The organism is Paractinoplanes polyasparticus, assembly GCF_019710575.1.
Classification (GTDB): domain Bacteria; phylum Actinomycetota; class Actinomycetes; order Mycobacteriales; family Micromonosporaceae; genus Actinoplanes; species Actinoplanes polyasparticus.
This window is the reverse complement of sequence record NZ_JAHWFK010000005.1, coordinates 18,746-38,047: the sequence shown is the minus strand read 5'-3', so window position 1 is coordinate 38,047 and position 19,302 is coordinate 18,746. Positions and strand designations below refer to the sequence as shown.

13 protein-coding genes are annotated in these 19,302 nt (G+C 74.2%); 1 reads left to right on the top strand and 12 read right to left on the bottom strand.

Annotation, left to right across the window (positions count from 1 at the left end):
* Positions 1–50: 50 nt before the first annotated feature.
* The 7 genes from KXC43_RS07615 to KXC43_RS07585 all read right to left on the bottom strand — a co-directional run bounded on the left by KXC43_RS07615 (position 51) and on the right by KXC43_RS07585 (position 7,477).
* Positions 51–2,615: a tetratricopeptide repeat protein gene (locus tag KXC43_RS07615; protein ID WP_221375252.1), complete on the bottom strand. Its 2,565-nt coding sequence runs from the start codon at positions 2,613–2,615 to the stop codon at positions 51–53.
* 20 nt (positions 2,616–2,635) lie between these two features.
* Positions 2,636–3,631 (bottom strand): dihydroxyacetone kinase subunit DhaK, encoded by a 996-nt coding sequence (gene dhaK, locus KXC43_RS07610; RefSeq protein WP_221375251.1) that lies wholly within the window; start codon positions 3,629–3,631, stop codon positions 2,636–2,638.
* Complete coding sequence (dhaL, locus tag KXC43_RS07605; protein ID WP_221375250.1) at positions 3,628–4,242, bottom strand: dihydroxyacetone kinase subunit DhaL; 615 nt, start codon at positions 4,240–4,242, stop codon at positions 3,628–3,630. The genes dhaK and dhaL overlap by 4 nt, the downstream gene beginning before the upstream one ends.
* Positions 4,239–5,003 carry an HAD-IA family hydrolase gene (locus KXC43_RS07600; RefSeq protein WP_221375249.1) on the bottom strand — a complete coding sequence of 255 codons (765 nt, stop codon included), beginning with the start codon at positions 5,001–5,003 and terminating at the stop codon, positions 4,239–4,241. Before KXC43_RS07600 ends, dhaL begins: the two co-directional genes overlap by 4 nt.
* Positions 5,000–5,860: a class II fructose-bisphosphate aldolase gene (locus KXC43_RS07595; RefSeq protein ID WP_221375248.1), complete on the bottom strand. Its 861-nt coding sequence runs from the start codon at positions 5,858–5,860 to the stop codon at positions 5,000–5,002. Before KXC43_RS07595 ends, KXC43_RS07600 begins: the two co-directional genes overlap by 4 nt.
* A 27-nt stretch (positions 5,861–5,887) precedes the next feature.
* Positions 5,888–6,880, bottom strand: coding sequence for a LuxR C-terminal-related transcriptional regulator (locus KXC43_RS07590; RefSeq protein WP_221375247.1), 993 nt, complete (start codon positions 6,878–6,880; stop codon positions 5,888–5,890).
* 87 nt (positions 6,881–6,967) lie between these two features.
* A complete protein-coding gene (locus tag KXC43_RS07585) occupies positions 6,968–7,477 on the bottom strand; it encodes a hypothetical protein (RefSeq protein WP_221375246.1) in 510 nt (169 codons plus the stop codon).
* A gap of 159 nt (positions 7,478–7,636) precedes the next feature.
* Here KXC43_RS07585 and KXC43_RS07580 point away from each other — a divergent pair, with 159 nt between their 5' ends.
* Positions 7,637–9,277, top strand: coding sequence for a DEAD/DEAH box helicase (locus tag KXC43_RS07580; protein ID WP_221375245.1), 1,641 nt, complete (start codon positions 7,637–7,639; stop codon positions 9,275–9,277).
* Between the two features lie 12 nt (positions 9,278–9,289).
* On the opposite strand, the gene KXC43_RS07575 is transcribed toward KXC43_RS07580, so the two are convergent.
* The 5 genes from KXC43_RS07575 to KXC43_RS07555 are packed head-to-tail and all read right to left on the bottom strand — an operon-like array spanning position 9,290 to position 19,289.
* Positions 9,290–11,863 carry a tetratricopeptide repeat protein gene (locus KXC43_RS07575; RefSeq protein ID WP_221375244.1) on the bottom strand — a complete coding sequence of 858 codons (2,574 nt, stop codon included), beginning with the start codon at positions 11,861–11,863 and terminating at the stop codon, positions 9,290–9,292.
* A gap of 46 nt (positions 11,864–11,909) precedes the next feature.
* Complete coding sequence (locus tag KXC43_RS07570; protein WP_221375243.1) at positions 11,910–14,618, bottom strand: FtsX-like permease family protein; 2,709 nt, start codon at positions 14,616–14,618, stop codon at positions 11,910–11,912.
* Entirely contained in the window at positions 14,615–17,743 is a 3,129-nt protein-coding gene (locus tag KXC43_RS07565) for an FtsX-like permease family protein (RefSeq protein ID WP_221375242.1), read from the bottom strand. The genes KXC43_RS07570 and KXC43_RS07565 overlap by 4 nt, the downstream gene beginning before the upstream one ends.
* Complete coding sequence (locus KXC43_RS07560) at positions 17,737–18,417, bottom strand: ABC transporter ATP-binding protein (protein ID WP_221375241.1); 681 nt, start codon at positions 18,415–18,417, stop codon at positions 17,737–17,739. The genes KXC43_RS07565 and KXC43_RS07560 overlap by 7 nt, the downstream gene beginning before the upstream one ends.
* Complete coding sequence (locus KXC43_RS07555) at positions 18,414–19,289, bottom strand: ABC transporter ATP-binding protein (RefSeq protein WP_221375240.1); 876 nt, start codon at positions 19,287–19,289, stop codon at positions 18,414–18,416. Before KXC43_RS07555 ends, KXC43_RS07560 begins: the two co-directional genes overlap by 4 nt.
* Between the last annotated feature and the right edge of the window lie 13 nt (positions 19,290–19,302).

The following is a 19,302-nucleotide window of genomic DNA, read 5'->3' as shown; positions in this document are numbered from 1 at the left end:
TTCAACAAGAACATCCTGTCCCGCCCTCTGCGTGACGCCTGTCCGACTGTTCAGATGGTGTCCTCGCCCAAGGTGGCGCGCACCTGCTCGGCCTCGGGCACGCCCAGATCCTCGTACAGGGCAAGGGCCTGCTTGAAATGGAGCAGTGCCTCGGCCTCGTCGCCCAACGCCCGGTGGGCGTGACCCAGTCCGGTCACCGCGCGGGCCTGCTGGTAGCGGTTCTCGATGGTGACGGCGATGGCGTGGGCCTCCCTGTGGCGGGTGAGGGCCTCGGCGGGCCGGCCGGCCGCGAGGGCCACCTCGCCGAGGCCGTTGAGGGAAAAACACTGGCCCTCCTGGCTGCCGATCTCGCGGAAGAGCGCCAGCGCCCGGTCGAAACAGCCGGCCGCCTCGTCGAGGGAACCCCGACGGGTGTGCAGCATGCCGAGGCTGTCCAGCGCGCTGCCCTCGCCGAGGCGGTTGTGGAGCCGGCGTCGCAGCACCAGGCACCGCTCGAGGTGGTCGCGGGCCGGCTCGTACCGGCCCGCCCGCATCTCGATGTTGGCCACCACGTCCAGGGCGTAACCCTCGCCGTGCTCGTGCCCGACCTTGCGGGCCTGGGCCAGCGCCTGCAGGCCGGCCTCCATCGCCTCGTCGATGCGGCCCAGCCGGTCGAGCGCGACGGCCAGGCTGCCCAGGGTCGTGGTCACGTTGGTCTCGTCGCCGGCCTCGCGGTAGCAGGCCAGGCATTCCCGCAGCAGGTCGACGGAGGACTGGAAGCGGCTCGCCCGTTCCTCGATGGCGGCCAGGCTGAACAGCGCGCGGCCCTGGCTGCGGGGATGGCCGATCCGGCGCCAGAGCTCCAGGGACCGCCGCAGGTGGTCGGCGGCCAGGTCGTACTGCTCGGCGTAGAGGTACGAGATGCCGAGGTTGGTCAGGGCGGCCGCCTGCCCGGCAAGGTCCGCGCTGCCGAGGGCGGCGTGATGGGCGTTGGTGTACGCGGTGAGCGCCTCGCTGTGGTGGCCTCCGCCGATCAGGTAACGGAACAGCACGCCGGACAACCGGGTCGTGTGGCTGGGCCAGCCGTGGGTCGCGGTGTGCACGGCCACCGCGACCAGCGTGTGCCGTTCCGCGTCGAGCCAGGCCACGGGCGCGCCGGGGCTGGTCACGTCGGGGACGGGGCTGCCGGACGGCTCGATCGTGGGGTGCAGGTGGGCCTCGGACGGGTGCAGGGCGTTGATGGCTGCCGCGGTGGTGGCCAGATAGTGGTCGAAGAGCCGGGTCAGGGCGGCGCGGCGGGCCGCCGGCGGGTCCTCGTCGCGGGCGCGGGCGTCGGCGTAGGCGCGTACCAGGTCGTGGAAGGTGTACCGGCCGGGCGCCGTCTCCTGCAGCAGGTGGTCGCGGCACAGATGGGCCAGTGACGCCTCGGCGGTGGGCAGGTCGGAGCCGGCCAGCGCGGCCGCGGCGTACGCGTCGAAATCCTGGCCGGGGTGCAGCGAGGCGAGCCGCAGGAGCTGCCGGCGGTCGGCCGGCAGGTGCTGATAGGACAGCCGGAGGGCGAGTTCGACGCCGGAGTCGAGGCGCCGCTCGTCGTGGCGTTCGTCGAGCCGGTCGGCGTGGTCGGTGAGGGTCCAGCTCGGGGTGGCCCGGATGTGCCCGGCGATCAGGCTCAGGGCCAGCGGCAGGTGGCCGCAGCGGCGGGCGATCCGTTCCAGGGCGGTGGGATCCGGGCCCACCGGCGCCTCGGGCAGGGCGCCGGCCAGGAAGGCGACCGCCTCGTCGGGGGTGAACACGTCGACCGCGATGCGGCCGGCGGACGGCAGGTCGAGCAGGCTGCGCCGGCTGGTGATCAGGGTGAGGCAGCCGGGCCGCTCGGCCAGCAGGGGCCGCACCTGCTCGGCGGTGGCGGCGTTGTCCAGCACCACCAGGGCCCGGCGGCCGGCCAGCCGCTCGCGGTAGGCCGCCGTGCGGGCGTCCAGACCGTGCGGCACCTGGTGTCCGGGCAGGCCCAGCAGGCGGAGGAAGCCGTCGAGCACGGCGGCCGGGTCGGCCGGCGGCTGCGCGGGGTCGGGGTGGAAGCCGCGCAGGTTGACGAACAGCACCTGGTCGTACGCGTCGTCCCGGAGCAGCCGGTGTCCGGCGTGGACGGCGAGCTGGGTCTTGCCGACGCCGGCCATGCCCTCGATCGCGGTGATGACGACGGATCCCGTGGCGGCGCGCAGGGCTTCGGCCAGCTCGTCCTCGCGGCCGGTGAATCCGACCAGATCCTGGGGCAACTTGTCCTGCACCCGGGCCTGCGAGACCGCCTCGGCCTCACCCGCGAGCACCCGGAGCGCCTGGCGCCACTGGGCCACGTAGCCGGTGTCGGGACACAGCGCCCGCACCACGGCCAGGACGAGGTCGGTGTTCAGGCGGCGGCGGCCCGGCAGGAAGCAGTTGGCGACGGTCGACTTGATCGTCAGCTCCCCGGCGGGCCGCCCCTCGGCGGTCCAGGTCGCATTGACCCGGCTCTTGATCTTGTCGTACGAGGGGTCGCCCGCCCACACCTTCAGCCGGCGCAGCCGCTCGGCCAGCTCGTCGATGTCCCCGGCCGTGGACGGGTCCGGGAGCGTGTCGAGATCGTGCGGCACAGACATGCACGAAACCCTATAGGTGTCTAGAAGACGCGGACGGCGGCCTCGGCCGGCGCGGCCAGCAGCCCTTCGATCTCGTCGTCCAGGCGGACCAGGGTCAGCGAGGCGCCGGCCATGTCGAGCGACGTGCAGTATTCGTTCACGTAGCTGCGGCCCACGGTGATGCCCCGGTCGGCCAGCCGCTGGTGGGCGCGGCGGAAGAGGATGTAGAGCTCACTGAGCGGGGTGCCGCCGAGGCCGTTGATCATCAGGGCCACGCGGTCGCCCCGGTCGTACGGCAGGTCGGTGACCACGGCCTCGAGCAGGTCGTCGACGATCGCGTCGGCGTCCTTCAACTTGCGGCGTTCGCGGCCCGGTTCGCCGTGGATGCCGACGCCGAACTCCATCTCGTCGGCGCCCAGCTCGAACAGGGGTGAGCCCTTGGCCGGCGGGGTGCAGGCGGTGAGCGCGACCCCCATCGTCCGGGTGACGTCGTTGACCTTCTTCCCGACCCGGATCACCTCGTCGAGCTCGGCGCCCTGCTCGGCGGCGGCGCCCACGGCCTTGATGACGAAGAAGTTGCCGGCCACGCCGCGCCGGCCCACGGTGTAGGTGGAGTCCTGCACCGCGACGTCGTCGTTGACGGTGAGGATCTCGGCCCGGACGCCGTCGGCCTCGGCCATCTCCTTGCCCATGTCGAACGCCATCCGGTCGCCGGTGTAGTTGTTGACCAGCAGCAGCACGCCCTTGGGGGAGGACAGCAGCTTCGCCGTCTCGTAGACGTAATCCATCGGCGGGGCGGCGAACACGTCACCGGGACAGGCCGCGTCGAGCATGCCCTTGCCCACCTCCATCACGTGGGCCGGCTCGTGCCCGGAGCCGGAGCCCTGCACGATGGACACCTTGTTGTCGTTCGGGGCGTCGGACCGCATGATCAGGTTGTAGGCGGGAACGTAGCGCAGGGCGCCGGGGTTGGCCAGCGCGACGCCCTCGAGCATCTCGGCCACGTAGTTCTTGGGGTCGTTGACGAACTTCTTCACGATGCGTCTCCTTGCTTGGGCCAGGTCTCGCTGATCCGTTCGACAAGCACCGCCACCGCCATGGCGCCGGCGTCGACCGAGCCGCGGCTGCGCTCGCCCGTGTACGCCGCCCGGCCGCGCTTGGCGACCATCTCCGCGGTGGCGTCGGCCGCCTCCCGCACCGCGACGGCCGCCGCCGGAAGGCCCCCGGAGGCCAGCGCGTCGGTCATCGGGACCAGCGCGTCGAGCAGCGTCTTGTCGCCGACGTCGGACTGCCCGCGCGCCTTGATGCCCTCGATGGCCGCCCGGAGCATCGCGACCACCTGCACGGCGGTCAGCTCGGCCGCGTCCCCGGCGGCCGCGCCGGCCCGCAGGAATCCGGTGCCCCAGATCGGGCCGGACGTGCCGCCGATGCGTGACGTGATCACGATGCCGCACTTCTTGAGGAACGTTCCCGGGTCGGTGCGGTCAAGGCCGTCCCAGCCCTCGAGCAGCTTCTCGAAGCCGCGGGCCAGCGAATAGCCGAAGTCGCCGTCGCCGACCACCGAGTCCAGGTCGCCGAAGTACTTCTCGTTCTCGATGGCCGTCTCGGCGATCACCCGGACGACGAACTCGGTCTGCCGCATCGTCATGCCGGCCCTCCCAGACAGGCGCGCAGGTCGTCGAGCGTGAGATAGGCCCCGGGCCGCGCCGCGCCCCGGTTGGCCAGCACCTCGACCGGGGGACGGCCGGGGTCGCCCAGTTCCGGGACGACCAGGACCGCCTCGTCGAACTGCTCGTCGCGGGTGTAGTCGTTGACCGTGACCACGCAGGTCAGCCCGGCCCGGGTGGCGGCCAGCAGGCCGTTGCGCGAATCCTCGACGACCAGCGTTTCGGCCGGGTTCAGGCCGAGGTTCCGCACGGTCAGCTGGTAGATGGCCGGGTCGGGTTTCTTGGCCGGCACCACGTCGCCGGCGAAGACTGGGATCTCGGCCGCCGCCGGACCGACCGCGTTCGCCAGCACCGCCCGCACGGACTCCTCGGCCGAGGTGGAGGCGACGGCGACGGTCCAGCCGGCCTCGAGCGCGTCCGTGACGATCCGCTTGATGCCGGGCCGGGCCGGGACCTTCCCGTCCGCCACCAGCTGCTTGAACGCCGCCGTCTTGGCCTTGTGCCAGGCCAGAAGCTTTTCCGTACGATCACCCGGGCCGGCCGCGGCGGCGAACGCCGGGTCGTCGAACAGGCTGGCCATTCGTTCCTTGCCGCCGCCGATCCGCAGCTTCCGGCCGTACTCCTGCTCGCTCCACCGCACCGGCAGCCCGAACTGCTCGAAGGTGGCGTTGAAAGCGGGCAGGTGCCCGTAGCGCTCGGTGTCGGCCAGAACCCCGTCACAGTCGAAGATCAGCGCGGTCACCAGGCCCGCCCCGATCCGCCGAACAGCCGAATGTGCCGCCGGGCCATTTCCAGCACCGCCGTCCGCTGGTGCCGGAACAGTGACGGCGGGTCCCACTTGTCGCGCTCGGCCGTCTCGCGCAGGAATTCCAGGCCGGACTTCATGAACGTCTCTTTGAGCGCGGTGGAGATGTTCACCTTGGCGCAGCCGCGGGCGATCAGGTCGGTGAACTGGTCGTCGGAGAGCCCGGTGCCGCCGTGCAGCGCCATCGGGACGCCGGTCGCCGCGACCAGGTCGGTGATCCGCCGGGCGTCCAGCACGGGCGCCTGCCGGTATTGGCCGTGGGCGTTGCCGATGGCCGGTGCGAAGCAGTCGACCCCCGTACGCTCGATGAAGTCGACCGCGACCTCGAGGCTCTGCACCCGTGGCGCGTCGTCGGAGCCGACGTCGTCCTCGACGCCCTGGATGCCCTCGATCTCGCCCTCGACGTGGGCGCCGGTCTTGCGGGCCTCGGCCACCACCTCGGTGGTCTGCCGCAGGTTCTCGGCGACGTCGAGCTCGTGCGCGTCGAACAGCACGGAGTTCCAGCCGCCGTCGAGGCAGTCCGAGATCACCGTACGGTCGGGACAGTGGTCGAGATGCAGCGTGACCGGCACGTCAGCCTCGCGGACCAGCGCCTCGACGATGTCGTGGAGCTGCCGCCGGCCGTACTGCCGGACGGTCTTGACCGAGGTCTGCAGGATGACCGGCGCCCGTTCCTCGGCGGCGGCCGCGACGACCGCCTCGATGGTGAGGTCGTTGATGATGTTGATGGCGGCGACCCCGTACCGCTCGGCGAGCGCACGGTCCAGGATGTCCTTCAGCGCGACGATGGGCACGGGCCTCAGTCAAGCCGGTGGCGCCGGTCACCGGTATGGGGGAATCCACCCGTTGTCGAGGGCGTGAACCACAGCTGCCGTCCGCCGGGTCGTTCCGGTTTTCCGCAGGACGGCGGCGACGTGCTTCTCGACCGTCTTGGGCGAGACCACCAGGCGCGCGGCGATCTCGCGGTCGGTCAGCCCCTCCCGCAGCAGGGCCAGCACCTCGGCCTCGCGCGGCGAGAAGGGCGGCGGTTCCAGCGCGTACGGGAATTCGGCGCGCACCAGCACACCCCAGCCCGGCACCTCCTCGACCGTGACGCCCTCGCGGCGCAGCTCCCCGTCGGCGCGCAGGCCGCCCTCCTGCTGCACCAGCAGCCGCAGACCGTCCTCGCCGTAGACCAGCGCAACTCGCTGCGACCCGTGCCCGGCGGCGCGCGCCGCAGCGGCGACCAGGTCGGTGGCGATGCGGGCGACCGCAGGCGAGACGGGCCGCACGGCGCCGGCCTCGGTGACCGTGGCGGGCACCCGCCGGGCGATCAGAGCGGCCAGCGACGGGTCGTGCCGCCCCGACACGACGATCGCGGCCGCCGCCGTCTGGGCCAGCGCTTCCAGGTCGTCGACCGCGCCCGCGCTGAAGTCGCCGGCATCCGGCGCGAACACCACGTCGACCGCGATGACGTCGCCCCGCCACCAGATGGGCACGGCTACCGCCGCGCCCCGGCTGGCCGGATCGGTGCCGGCCAGATGCCCCGCGCGCAGCCGCCCGTAGTCGGGGATGACCACCGGCCGCCGCCGGTCGAACGCCCGCCCGGTCGCGCCTTCGTCGAGGGGGAACCGCTGCCCGAGCCGGCACCGCGCCCCGATCTCGGCCGCCTTCACGTACTGCCCGCGGGCCGCGTCGACCAGCGAGATGCTGCCCGCCGCGGAGCCGGTCAGCCGCCCGCTGTGCCGCAGCAGCCGCCGCAGCACAGGCGCCAGCCGCAGGTCGCCGTACACGTCGGCGACCGCCGCATCGAGCCGAAACCCCACTCCGGGCATACCTCGGAGGCTAGGTTCGCGGCCCCCACGAATCAACAGCAGCCGTTTCCGCCGTCCGACCTCCCGGTCGGCGGAGGGCGTCGATGGTCAATGCCTGAAGATGCCGGTCACCGGCAGGTCGCAGGCGCGCTGAGCGGCGCGGGCGTGGCTGTTCACCGAACCGGCGATGGTCAGCAACTCGGTCATGCCACCGCCGCCCGCGATCCGGTCGACCGATCCGGTGCCGGTGGTGGCGAGCACGTCGACGAGCTGGTCGGCGTCGTCGGCGAGACCGTTGACCGCGGAGCGCAGGTCGCCGTCGATGACCAGCATGCGTGCATAGCCGCGCATCTGGTCGGCGCCCTTGCGGACCTGCGTGAACTGGGCCTCGGTGGGAGCCTCGGAACCGGCCGATCCGGTCAGCGAGGAGTCGCCCTCGAGCGCCGCGCAGACCTGGTGCTTGGCGTACGCGTTGACCCCCGCCGTGCCGGCGCCCAGTAACGCCCCGACGGCGATCACACCGACGACGAGGGCCTTCCGTGGAACATTCCGGGCACGCGCGGCCGGCGCCTGCGGGTTGTACTGCACCATCCACGGCGGCGGGGGAGACGGTTGCATGGGGCGTGCCCTTCTTGCCGGTCCTGTGCTGGTCATCTCGTCCATCGGCAGGCAGAAGCCGTGCTTGAGCGAGAAATCGGCGACCGTCGGACCGGTCAAGGTGTCACGCCGGAGACCTCGCGGGACGACGCGAATGGGGCGGCTCGTAAACTGCTGGTCATGGACGAAGACCTGGTCGAGTCCGAGGTTGGCTTCGCGGGATTGGGGCTTCGACCGGAGCTGCTGCGCGCGCTCCTGAGCCTCGGCTATGAAGAGCCCACCCCGATTCAGCGTGAGGCGATCCCGCCCGTGCTGGCCGGGCACGATCTGGTGGGGCAGGCCGCCACCGGCACCGGCAAGACCGCGGCGTTCGCCCTGCCGATCCTGCAGTCGCTCACCGCCGACCGGACGGCCGGGCCGCAGGCGCTTGCCCTCGTGCCGACCCGTGAGCTGGCCGAGCAGGTCTCGCAGGCGGTCCACCGGTACGGGCGCGAGCTGAACGTCCGCGTGCTGCCGGTCTACGGTGGCCAGCCGATCGGACGGCAGCTGCAGGCGCTGCAGCGCGGGGTGCAGGTCGTGGTGGGCACGCCCGGCCGCGTGCTCGACCACATCAGCCGCGGCACCCTCGACCTGAGCGACGTGCGGACCGTGGTGCTCGACGAGGCCGACGAGATGCTCGACATGGGCTTCGCCGAGGACATCGAGGCGATCCTGGCCGAGACCCCGGACGAACGGCAGACCGTGCTGTTCTCGGCCACCATGCCGCCGCGGATCGACGCCATCGCCCGCCGCCACCTGCGCGAGCCGGTCCGGATCCGGATGGGCCGGGAGGACTCGGCGCCGGGCGAGATGCCGCTGGTGCGTCAGAGCGCGTACATCGTGGGCCGTCCGCACAAGGCGGCCGCGCTCGGCCGGATCCTCGACGTCGAGGCGCCCACGGCGGCGATCGTCTTCTGCCGTACCCGCGAAGAGGTCGACCAGGTCACCGAGGCGCTCAACGGGCGTGGTTACCGGGCCGAGGCGCTGCACGGCGGGATGAGCCAGGACCAGCGTGACCGGGTGATGGGCCGGCTGCGCGGCGGCAGCACCGAACTGCTCGTGGCCACCGACGTCGCCGCCCGCGGGCTCGACGTCGAACAGCTCACCCACGTGATCAACTTCAACGTGCCGTCCGCGCCCGAGGCGTACGTGCACCGGATCGGCCGGGTCGGCCGGGCCGGGCGCGAGGGCGTCGCGATCACCCTGGCCGAACCGCGTGAGCAGCGCATGCTCAAGGCCATCGAGCGCCTGATCGGCCGCCGGATCCCGATCGAGCGGCTGCCCACGGTGACCGACCTGCGCGCGCGCCGGCTCGAGCTGACGCGCGCCTCGTTGCAGGCCGCCCTCGAGGACGACGGCCTCGAGCGTTTCCGCGTGGTGATCGACTCGCTGACCGACGACTACGACATCGAGAACGTCGCCCTGGCCGCGGTGAAGCTGCTGCACGAGGCGGCCGGCGGCGACGTCGACGAGCCGGAGATCCCGTCGCCCGCCCCGGCCCGCCGCGACAAGGAGACCCGGCAGCGGCCCACCGACTCCGGGGTGACCCGCCTGTTCGTCGGCCTCGGCCGCCGCGTCGGCCTGCGCCCGCAAGACCTGGTCGGCGCCATCGCCGGCGAGTCCGGGCTGCCCGCCCGCGACATCGGCGCGATCCAGATCACCGACCGCTTCTCGCTGGTCGAGGTGCCCGACTCGGCCGCCGAACGCGTCATCAAGGCGCTGTCCCAGGCGACCATCCGCGGCCGCCGTCCGACGGTCCGCCGGGAGCGTCCCGGCCGCTGACCGGGTGGGCGGTCAGCCCAGGTGCGCCCGGATCTCGTCGGCCTCCGGCATGCCGAGGCCGGTGAACACAGCCAGCGCCTGCTCGTAGTGCTCGCGGGCCCGGGCCGGGTCGCCCAGGGCCCGGTGGGCGTGGCCGAGGCCGGCGTGGGCGCGGGCGCTCTGGTCGAGCGCGCCCGCCGCAACGGCGACCGCCCCGGCCGCGGTGTGCAGCTCGACGGCGGCGGCGCGGCGGCCGGTGGCGTGGGCCGCCTCGCCCAGGCCGTTCAGGGCGCCCGCCTCGCCCAGCCGGTAGCCGCTCTCGCGGCAGATGGTCAGCACCCGCTGATAGCACTCCTCGGCCTGTTCCGGGCGGCCGAGCCGGGTGTGCAGCCGGCCGAGGCTTTCCAAGGTGTCGGCCTCCCCGAGGCGGTTGCCGAGCCGGCGGAACAGGGCCAGGCACTGTTCCAGGTGATCCTGGGCCTGCTCGTAGCGGCCGGAGCGCATGTCGACCTCGCCCAGGCCGTTCAACGCGCCCGCCTCGCCGACGCGGTGGCCGATCTGCCGGGTCAGTGCCAGGGCCTGCGTGAAATGCTCGGTGGCGGCGTCGTAGCGGCCCGACTGCCCCGCCACGTTGCCGAGGTTGCGGAGCGTTCCCGCCTCGCCGGTCCGGTTGCCCACCTGCCGGTGCAGATCCCGGGCCTGCTGGTAGTGGCCGGTGGCGGCCGGGAAGTCGCCGGAGCTCTCCGCGGCCATGCCCAGGTTGTTCTGCGTACGGGCGAGACCGGCCAGGTCGCCGAGCTGCCCGAACAGCTCGGCGGCGCGGTGCAGGTGGTCGCGGGCGGCGTCGTTGCGGCCGAGGTGGATGTGGGTGACCCCGAGGTCGGTCAGGGCGTGTGCGCGTCCGGCAGCGTCGCCGCTGCGGCTCGCCGCCTGCAGGGCGTGGCCGTGCACGGTCAGCCCGTCGGTGTGGTGCCCGCCGTCGAAGTAGCGGAACAGGACCCGCGACATCCGCGTCGTGTGCGACTCCCAGCCGTTGGCCGCCGTGAAGGCCGCGACCGCGATCAGGGTCGGGCGCTCGGTGTCCAGCCACCTCCGGGCGTCGTCGGGGTCGCTCAGGTCGGGCACGTGGTGACCGTCCCGGTCGATCCGCGGCCGCAGGTAGGTCTCGGCCGAGTACAGGACGTCCATGGCGGCCGCCGCGGTGGCCAGGTAGTGGTCGAACAGCTGCGTCAGCGCGTCGCGGCGTTCCGCCGGGCGTTCCTCCTCGGCCGCCATGACAGCGCTGTACGCACGGACGAGGTCGTGGAACGTGTAGCGCTCCTCGCCGGCCGGCTGCAACAGGTGGTCCTGACGCAGGTGGCGCAGACTGACCCGTGCGGTGTCCACATCGGTGCCGGTCAGGGCGGCGGTGGCGTACGGGTCGAAGTCCTGCCCCGGATGCAACGCGAGCAGCCGCAACAGGCGTCGGCGGTCGGCCGGCAGATGCTGGTACGACAGGTCGAGGGCCAGTTCGACGCCGGAGTCGAGCCGCCGCAGGCGGTGGCGCTCGTCGAGGCGTTCGGCGTGGTCGGTCAGCGTCCAGTCCGGGGTGCCGGCGATGTGCCCGGCGACCAGGCCCAGGGCCAGCGGCAGGTAGCCGCACCGGTGGGCGATGCGGGCCGCCGCGCCGGGATCCGCGCCGACCGGCACCCCCGGCACGGCGTGGGCGAGGAAGGCCAGCGCCTCGTCCGGGGTGAACACGTCGACCGCCAGGTGGATGGCCGAGTCCAGACCGGTCAGGCTGCGCCGGCTGGTCACCACGGTCAGGCAGCCCGGGGTGGCCGGCAGCAGCGGCCGGACCTGCTCCACGGTGGCGGCGTTGTCGAGCACCACCAGGGCCCGTACGCCGATGAGCCGTTCCCGGTAGGCGGCGGTGCGGGCCTCCAGACCGTGCGGCACCTGGCCGGACTGGCCGAGCAGGCGCAGGAACCCGTCGAGCACCGCAGCCGGATCGGCCGGCGGCTGGGCCGGGTCGGGATCGAACCCCCGCAGGTTGACGAACAGCACCCGCTCGAACGGCTGCCGCCGGTGCAGCTGGTGCCCGGCGTGGATGGCCAGCTGCGTCTTGCCGACCCCGGCCATCCCCTCGATGGCCGAGATGACGACGGGGCCGGCGCTGCCGGTCGCCTGCTCCAGGGCGTCGTGCAGCCGGTCGAGCTCGTGGTCGCGCCCGGTGAAGCCCATCAGATCCGGCGGCAGCTTGTCGTGCGCCCGCACCTGCGACACGGCCTCGATCTCGCCGCTCACCGACCGCAGCGCCCAGCGCCACCGGCCCACGTATGCCTCGTCGGCATGTAGTGCCCGAACCACCGCAAGCACCAGACCGGTGTCGAACCGCCGCCGCCCCGGCTGAAAGCAGTACGCGACCGTCGATCGGGACACCGGCTCGCCCCCACCGGTGTTCACCCGCTCCTTGATCGTCTCGTACGAGGGATCCCCGGCCCATGCCTTCAACCGCCGCAACCCGTCGGCGAGATCGTCCAGCCCTCGCGCCGCCGCCGGATCGGGTGGCGCCTGCTTCCCCAGCGGCACAGCCGGCCCTCCCCACGTCAGCGGGCGCGAAGTCATCCACACCGGATATCGACGTGGAACAGTATCGATTCTCGAGCACCCGCTAGGAAGACACGCGCAGCACGTCGCCGAGCCTTCGCTTCCTTCGTACGGACGACTCCGTGGCCACCACGGCCGAGAGCACCGCCGTGAACGCCACCAGGGTCACCAGTTCGGCCGTCCACCACGGCACGACCGTCACCGGCACGGCGACCTGGCCGGTGAGCACCCTCAGAGCCAGCGGCTCCACGGTGAGCCGGGCGAGCAACGCCCCCAGCAGCGGCCCGCAGACCACGGCGACCACGGCCACCGGCAGCAGTTCGCCCGCCGCCACCCGGTGCGCGTCGCGCGGCCGCAGCCCCAGCGTGCGCAACCGGGCCAGGGTCTCCCACCGCTCGGGCGCGCTGGCCGCCGCCGCGAGCGCGAAGCCGAGCAGCCCGAGGGCGAGCAGCGCCCCGGCCGCGATCAGCTGCAGCCGGACGAGACCGGCGGTCAGCGGGGCCGTGCGACGCTCTTCGAGCACGCCGGCCCGGGTCGTCAGCCGCCCGTCGGCGCCGGTGGCCCGGATCGCCTCGGCCGCGCCGGGGCCGGTCGCCCACACCGTGTTCGGCGCGGACTCCAGTCCGGCCGCCCGGGCCGTGGCCACGTCCACCACGATCACGTCGTCGCCGTTGCCGACAGCCGGGGCCGCGCCGATCGCGGCCATCGGGATGGCGCTGTTCGTCCGCAGCGGTAGCCGGAACTGCGTGCCGGGCCGCAGGCTGCCGTCGCTCGTGCGTACCAGCGCCGGCACGGTGCCGTCGTTCGTCGCGGCCAGCCCGGCCGGGTCCGGCAACCCGGGCAGGGGAGTGGCCGCCAGCAGCCGCCGGAAGGCCGCGGTGTCGACGACGACCAGGCGGGCCGCGATCGAGGTCTGGTCGGCGATGAACCGCTCGCTCTCGACGACCCGGGCCGTGACGACCGCGCTGACCCCGCGCGCGGCGGCGACCTGTCCGGCGATCGCGACGGTGGAGCCGGCGGCCTCGGAGCCCACGGTGAGCCGGGCGTCGGCGCCGACCGCCTGCCAGGCGCCGTCCGACAGCCCCCGGTCGGTGGTGGCGTGCAGCGTGACCGCGAACGAGGCGAGCGCGATCGCGGCCGTGACGGTGAGCGCGGGCAGCAGCCGGGACGCGGTCGCGGCGGCCCGGGCGGCCGCGAAGAGCACCATGGGGCGCCGGGACCGCAGGGCCAGCCGCAGGGCGCCGCCGGTGCCGCGCGGCAGCAGGCGCATGAGGAGCAGGGCGGCGGCGAGCGCGCCGAGGGTCGGAGCGGCGGCGGGCAGACCGACGTCGCCCTCGTCGGTCGATCCGATGCCCCGCTGCCGCAGCGCGACCAGCGCGCCCACGGCCAGGGCGACCACGGCGACGTCGACGGCGACCCGGCGCAGGAGCGTGGTGCGCGAAGCCCACCGGCGCGCGCTGCGGTTGGCCGGGGAGCGCTTGTCGCGGGTCGCGCGGGCGGCCGCGAGCGTCCCGAAGGCGGGGCCGGCTGCCGCCGTGAGCAGCAGAAACGGCAGGACCCAGGTCACCGAGGCGCTGCCGGCGAGAGCGGCGGCCAGCGCCAGCCCGAGCGCGGCGGCGGGGACGGCCACCGCCACCGACTCGATGGTCAGTTCGGTAGCGATCGCGGGCAGCGAGGCGCCCCGCTCGCGGGCGGTGGTCAGCGACCGCGCGCGGCGCCGGGTCAGCAGGTCGGCGGTCAGGCTCACCACCAGCAGCGCCCCGACCAGCACCGTGAGGAGCAGCACGGTGGCCTGGGCCGAGGCGGTGGCGATCTGGCTCCGCAGGTCGCGCAGGACGCTGTCGAGCTGGGTGGCCCACTTGAGCGAGGTGTCGCGCTCGGCTGACACGGCCGACAGCCCCTTGAGGGTGGCCACCGCGGACGCCAGGGCCTGGGCCGACTCCCACGTCAGCCGGTCCGGGTCGGCGTCGAAGCGGACGCTGCGGCGCAACTGGTCGGACCGGAAGGCGAGCCGCGCGTCGGGCAGCGACTCGTCGGAGAGCAGGCCGCCGAAGCGGGTGCTGCCCAGGCCGTCCCGGTTCGCCGCCGGCCGCAGCAGCCAGGGCGCGAGCCGCCAGGCCGGATCAGCCGGGTCGACCGGCCGGAAGATGCCGCTGACCCGGACGTTGTAAGGGTTTCGGCGGTCGTCCTGGACCGGGATCCTGTCGCCCGGGCGGGCGCCGAGCACGGCCGCGTCGGCCTCGGACAGCCCTATCTGCATCGGCCACGGGGCGCCGTTGAGCGGGATCTCGGCGAACTGGTCGCGGGTCGAGGGCCCCGGGGCGCGCCCGGCGATCCAGGTGACCTCGGGGCCACCGGACTCCGTGCGCAGGTATTCGAGCTGCAGGCGGCGCTGCACACTGCCGTCCGTGACAGCCATCGAGATGCTCGAAACGGTGGCCACCGGAGGCCGCAGCGCGGACCGCAGAGCGGGATCGAGGTCGTTCGCGGCCAGGGAGGACAGGCCGGCGACGTCGTCGGCGAGCCGCGGGGCACGCAGGCGGCCACCGGTCGGCCCGTAGTCGTCCGGCCACTCTGCCTCGACCCGCACGGCGGCGTCGTCGGCGGCCCGGCGTACGGCGTCGCGGGTGGCCTCGTCGGAGGTCGAGCGCAGCATCGGCGGGGTGGCTCCGACGAGCACGGCCACGACGGCGACCACCAGGGCGACCAGCAGCAGCGGGCCGGCGTCGGCGCGGGCCCGGCCCCGGATGCTCGGCCAGTGCAGGCCCGTCATGACGCCACCCGCAGATGCGCGGCGTCGGCCCGGCCGACCTGGATCAGGACCGCTACCCCGGCGGCCAGGGCACAGGCGCCGGCCAGCCCGGCGAGCAGCAGGATCTCGTCCGCCCAGGGCCAGTGCGCGACCGCGGCCGGCACGGCGGCCGCGCCGGTGTCCGAACGGATCAGCAGGGGCGCGACCAGCCAGGTGGTCAGCGCGCCGACGCCGGCCCCGGCCACCAGCAGCGGCAGCACGACCGCAGCCTGCTCGCCCAGCAGCGCAGCCCGGATGCCCCGCCGCGAGACGCCCAGGCCGCGCAGCCGGGCCACCTCGACCGAGCGCAGCTGCATGTCGCAGGTGACCTGCAGCAGGACGCCGCCCAGAAGCAGGACGGCCGCGGCCACGACCAGGACGCGCAGGACAGCCGGGAAGGAGGCGCGCAGCGGGCTGCCGGTCAGCCGCTCGGTCTCGGCTGCGCGGGTGGTGACTGTGCCCAGCCGCAGGTCGCCGACGTCGGTGCGGGCCGGGCGGCCGACCCACCATGCCGTCACCGGCGAGTCCACGTTGCCGCGGACGGCCAGGGCCCGGCTCAGCAGGTCGACATCGGTGAGCAGCGCGGCCGCGCCGGGCGCCGACGGCACCTCGGCCACGATCGCGGCGATGGTGGCGTGCACGGGTGTCTGGTCGACGGCGAAGGTGATCTCGGAGCCGCGCCGGGCGCCGACCTCGGCCGCGAACCGTTCCGAGACGACGACCGGCACCGGCCCGGGATCGGCGAAGGCCGTGGCGACCAGCACCCGGGTCGACGGGGTGGTGTCGGCGAAGCTCGCGACGGCGCTCAGGCGCAGCCGAGGGCCGTCCGCCTCGACCCTCGCATCGCTGAGCTGGTTGGACTCCGGCGCGGCGGACCGGACGGTCCAGGCCGAAGCGGGCGCCTCGGGCAGCGTCACGGTCGCGTCGATCGCGCTCACGTGCTGGATGCCGGACTCGCCCAGGACCGACAGCGTGACGCCGACCAGCCGCAGCCCGGTGACCGGCACGCAGCCGGTCACCGCGTGGGCCCGGCCGTCGAGCGGGACCGGGTCGCCGTCGCATGTCGTCCGCAGGCCGGTGTCGTCCTGGAGCATCAGGTGCGGGGTGACGGCGATCGGCCGGTCGCCGGTGGCCGTGCCGGTGACGGCCGGGGAGCTGCCCCGGGGCAGGGCGACACCGGTCACCGGGGACGGCGGGACGAGCGTACGGGTGACCCCGGCCCACCCGTCCTGCTGCCCGGCCCGGCCGCGCAGCAGCGACCCGGCCTGCCGCGTGTCGATCGCGACGAGCTGGGGCGCGGATTCCGGGCCGCCGAGCCACTGGCCGACCACGATGTTCTGCCGGGCGACCGGGCTGATCACGCCGCCCGTGGCCGCCGCGATCCGGGCGCTCTGGCCGGTGACGGGCGCCGTGGTGAGCGCGATGGCGAGGTCGGTGCCCACCGCGAGGTCGGCCTGCTCGCGCTGTGAGGTCTGCCAGGTCGAGCCGAACGCCGTGCCGAACGTCGCGGCCGCGCAGCCCAGGCAGATCAGCAGCCCGGCGGCCAGAGCCTGCGGTCGGCGGGCGGCTCCGGCGGCGGCCAGCGAGAGCGTGAAGCCGCGGGACCGCCCGGCCAGCCGTTCGGCCCCGCGCAACAGGGGTGGCAGGGCACGCAGCAGCAGCGCCGCCCCGGCGGTCAGGATCAGGGCGGGGGCGAGGATCCGGACGGCGTCGGCGCGCGAACCGGCCGCCGCCGGCTGGGCCCGCAGCTGCCACCAGCCGACCGCCGCCAGCGCCACCAGCAGCAGGTCGAGCCCGGAGCGGGCGAGCAGTTCGCGGTGCCGGCGGCGGTCCCCGGGATCGGCCGCGGGCCGGGTCGACAGCCCGAGGTGCAAGGCGGCCAGGGCCACGGCGCCGGCCGCCACCACCAGCACCTGCGTCCAGGTGACGGTCACGGAGGCGCCGAGCCCCGCGCCGGCCAGCGGAGGCAGGTGGGTCAGCCCGGCGAACAGCAGCGACGACAGGGGGACCGACAGCGCGACGGCGAGCGCCGCGATCGCGCCCGCCTCGGTCGCGGCGACGGCGGTGAACTGCGCCCGGCTCGTGCCCAGGGCGGCCAGCAGATCGAATTCGGTGGTACGCACCCCGGTGGTCAGCCGTCCGGCCAGGGTGAGCGCGATGGCCGTCAGCACCAGGCCGATCAGGGCCAGCGCCAGCACCGCTCCCGACGTGAGCTGCTGCTGGTCGCGGGCGTCGAGCAGCAGCTGGGGGAGCGGCGACGAGACGCGCTGGATCTCGACACGCTCCCCGAGCGTGCCCTCCAGCTTGCGGTTGGCCGCGAGCAGCGAGGCGGTGAGCTCATTGAGGCCACGCTCGGTGGGCGCCGACAGGTCGGGGCGCGCGGTCACCTCGATCCGGCTGAGCGCGTTCCGCCCGGAGAGCAGCGTGTTCAGGTCGACCAGGAACGGCCCGTACGCGTGGATCTGGCGAGCCGAGGTGCTCTCCAGCGGGTCGGGGTCGAACCCGTTGCCGCCCAGGGGATCGCGGTCCCAGCCGGTGTCCGGGAGGGGCCGGACGATGGCGACCACGGTCACCGCGACCGGCCCGTTGGGCGAGCGACCCAGCTCGGGCCCGAGCCGCACCCGGTCGCCGACCTTCAGACCGAGCAGCCGGGCGGTGCTCTGCAGGACCGCGGCCTCCGTGGTCCCGGCTCGCGGCCAGCGGCCGGTGATCAGCGCGGACCGCGCCGGCAGGTCCTCGACCGAGGACAGGTAACCGCCGCCCTCGACGCCGTCCGACTCCCCGTCGGCCAGTGGCAGCCGGCGGAGTGTTCCCGAGGCGCGGGTGGCGGTGGTCGCCGCGAACGGGGCGACCGCCGCGAGCAGCACGTCCCGGGAGTCGGTGGCGACCGAGCGGGCGTTCGCGGCGGCCACAGCACCGACGTACGCGGTGACGGTGACGTCGTCCGGGTCGGCCCGCGCCGCCGAGACCTCCACCGCGCGCTCCGAGGTGCGGGTGACCAGCAGGGTGCTCGTGCCCAGCAGCGTCGCGCCGATGACCAGGATCGTGAGCAGCGAGGCCAGCAGCGGCCAGTGCGCCCGTGCCCGCCGGGCGACCAGCCTCAGCACGCGGGGACTCGGCCGTCGCTGATCTGGATCACCCGGTCGGCCAGCGCCATCATCACCGGGTCGTGCGTGGCCACCACGGCGGTCACGCCCTCGGACTCGACCACCCCGCGCAGCAGCCCCATGACGGCCAGCCCGGTCTCGGCGTCGAGCTGGCCGGTGGGCTCGTCGGCGATCAGCAGCCGGGGCGAGGCGGCCAGGGCGCGGGCGATGGCCACGCGTTGCTGCTGGCCGCCGGACAGCTCGCCGGGTCGCTGCTGGGCGTGATCGGCCAGTCCCACCAGGTCGAGCAGCAGGTTGACGCGGCGCTCCCGCCCGGCCGGCTCGGACCGGGCCAGCCGCAGCGGCACGCCCACGTTCTCGGCCGCCGAGAGCACCGGGATCAGGCCGAACGTCTGGAACACGTACGAGACCCTGTCGCGGCGCAGCTGGGACAGTCCGTCCTCGTCGAGGCCGGTGACCTCGAGCCCGTCGACCACGACCGAGCCCGCGTCGGGCCGGTCGAGCCCGCCGATCACGTTGAGCAGGGTGGTCTTGCCCGATCCGGACCGGCCGACCAGGGCCACCATCGTGCCCGGCTCGACGTCGAACGACACGTCCCGCAAGGCATGCACGGCGCCCGCTCCGGAGCCGAAGGTGCGGTTCACCCCGCGTACGGTCAGCAGCGCGCCCGTCATGAGTCCGACCGGATCGTGATGTGGTCGGGCTCCAGGGCCAGCCGCACCCGCCGGGTCAGGGCGAGCGCCTCGCGGTAGTCACGGGGCACCTGGATGCGCCCGGCCCGGTCCATCACGGCGTACTCCTCGGCTATGACATGCGTGCCGCCGTCGTCGGCGGTCGCCGTGCGGCGCAGCACCTCGCTGCTCGTCCGGCCGTCGCGAATGGACACCGTGCGCTCGACCTGACCGCTGACCGCGGGATCGTGGGTGACCACGACGACGGTGACGCCGAGGTCGCGGTTGACGTCGCGCAGCGCGCCGAACACCTCGGCCGAGGTGGCCGTGTCGAGCTCGCCGGTGGGTTCGTCGGCCAGCAGCACGTGCGGCTGGTTGGCCAGGGCGACCGCGATGGCCACTCGCATCTGCTGCCCGCCCGAGAGCTCACCGGGCCGCCGCCCGGCCAGGGCGCCGACGCCGAGCGCCTCGAGCAGGTCGGCCGAGCGCTGCCGGCGCTCGCGGGCCGGGGTGCGGGCGGCGGTCATCGGCAGGTCGACCATCTGCTGGGCGGTCAGGTACGGGATCAGGTTGCTGGCCGTCTGCTGCCGGACGAACCCGACGGTGTGCCGCCGGTAGCGCACCCGGTCGGCCCGGGACATGGCCAGCAGGTCCCACTGCTCGACCCGGGCCCGCCCCGCGGTCGGCGCGTCGACCCCGGCCAGGATCGACAGCAGCGTCGACTTGCCCGAGCCGGAGGCCCCGACGACGGCGACCATCTCGCCCTTGTCGACCACCAGGTCGAGCCCCTGCAGCGCCTGCACCTCGACCGGTCCGGTCTGGTAGATGCGCACCAGGCTCTCACACACGATGAGCGCCGCGGCGTCCGCCGACATGACTCACCTCCAC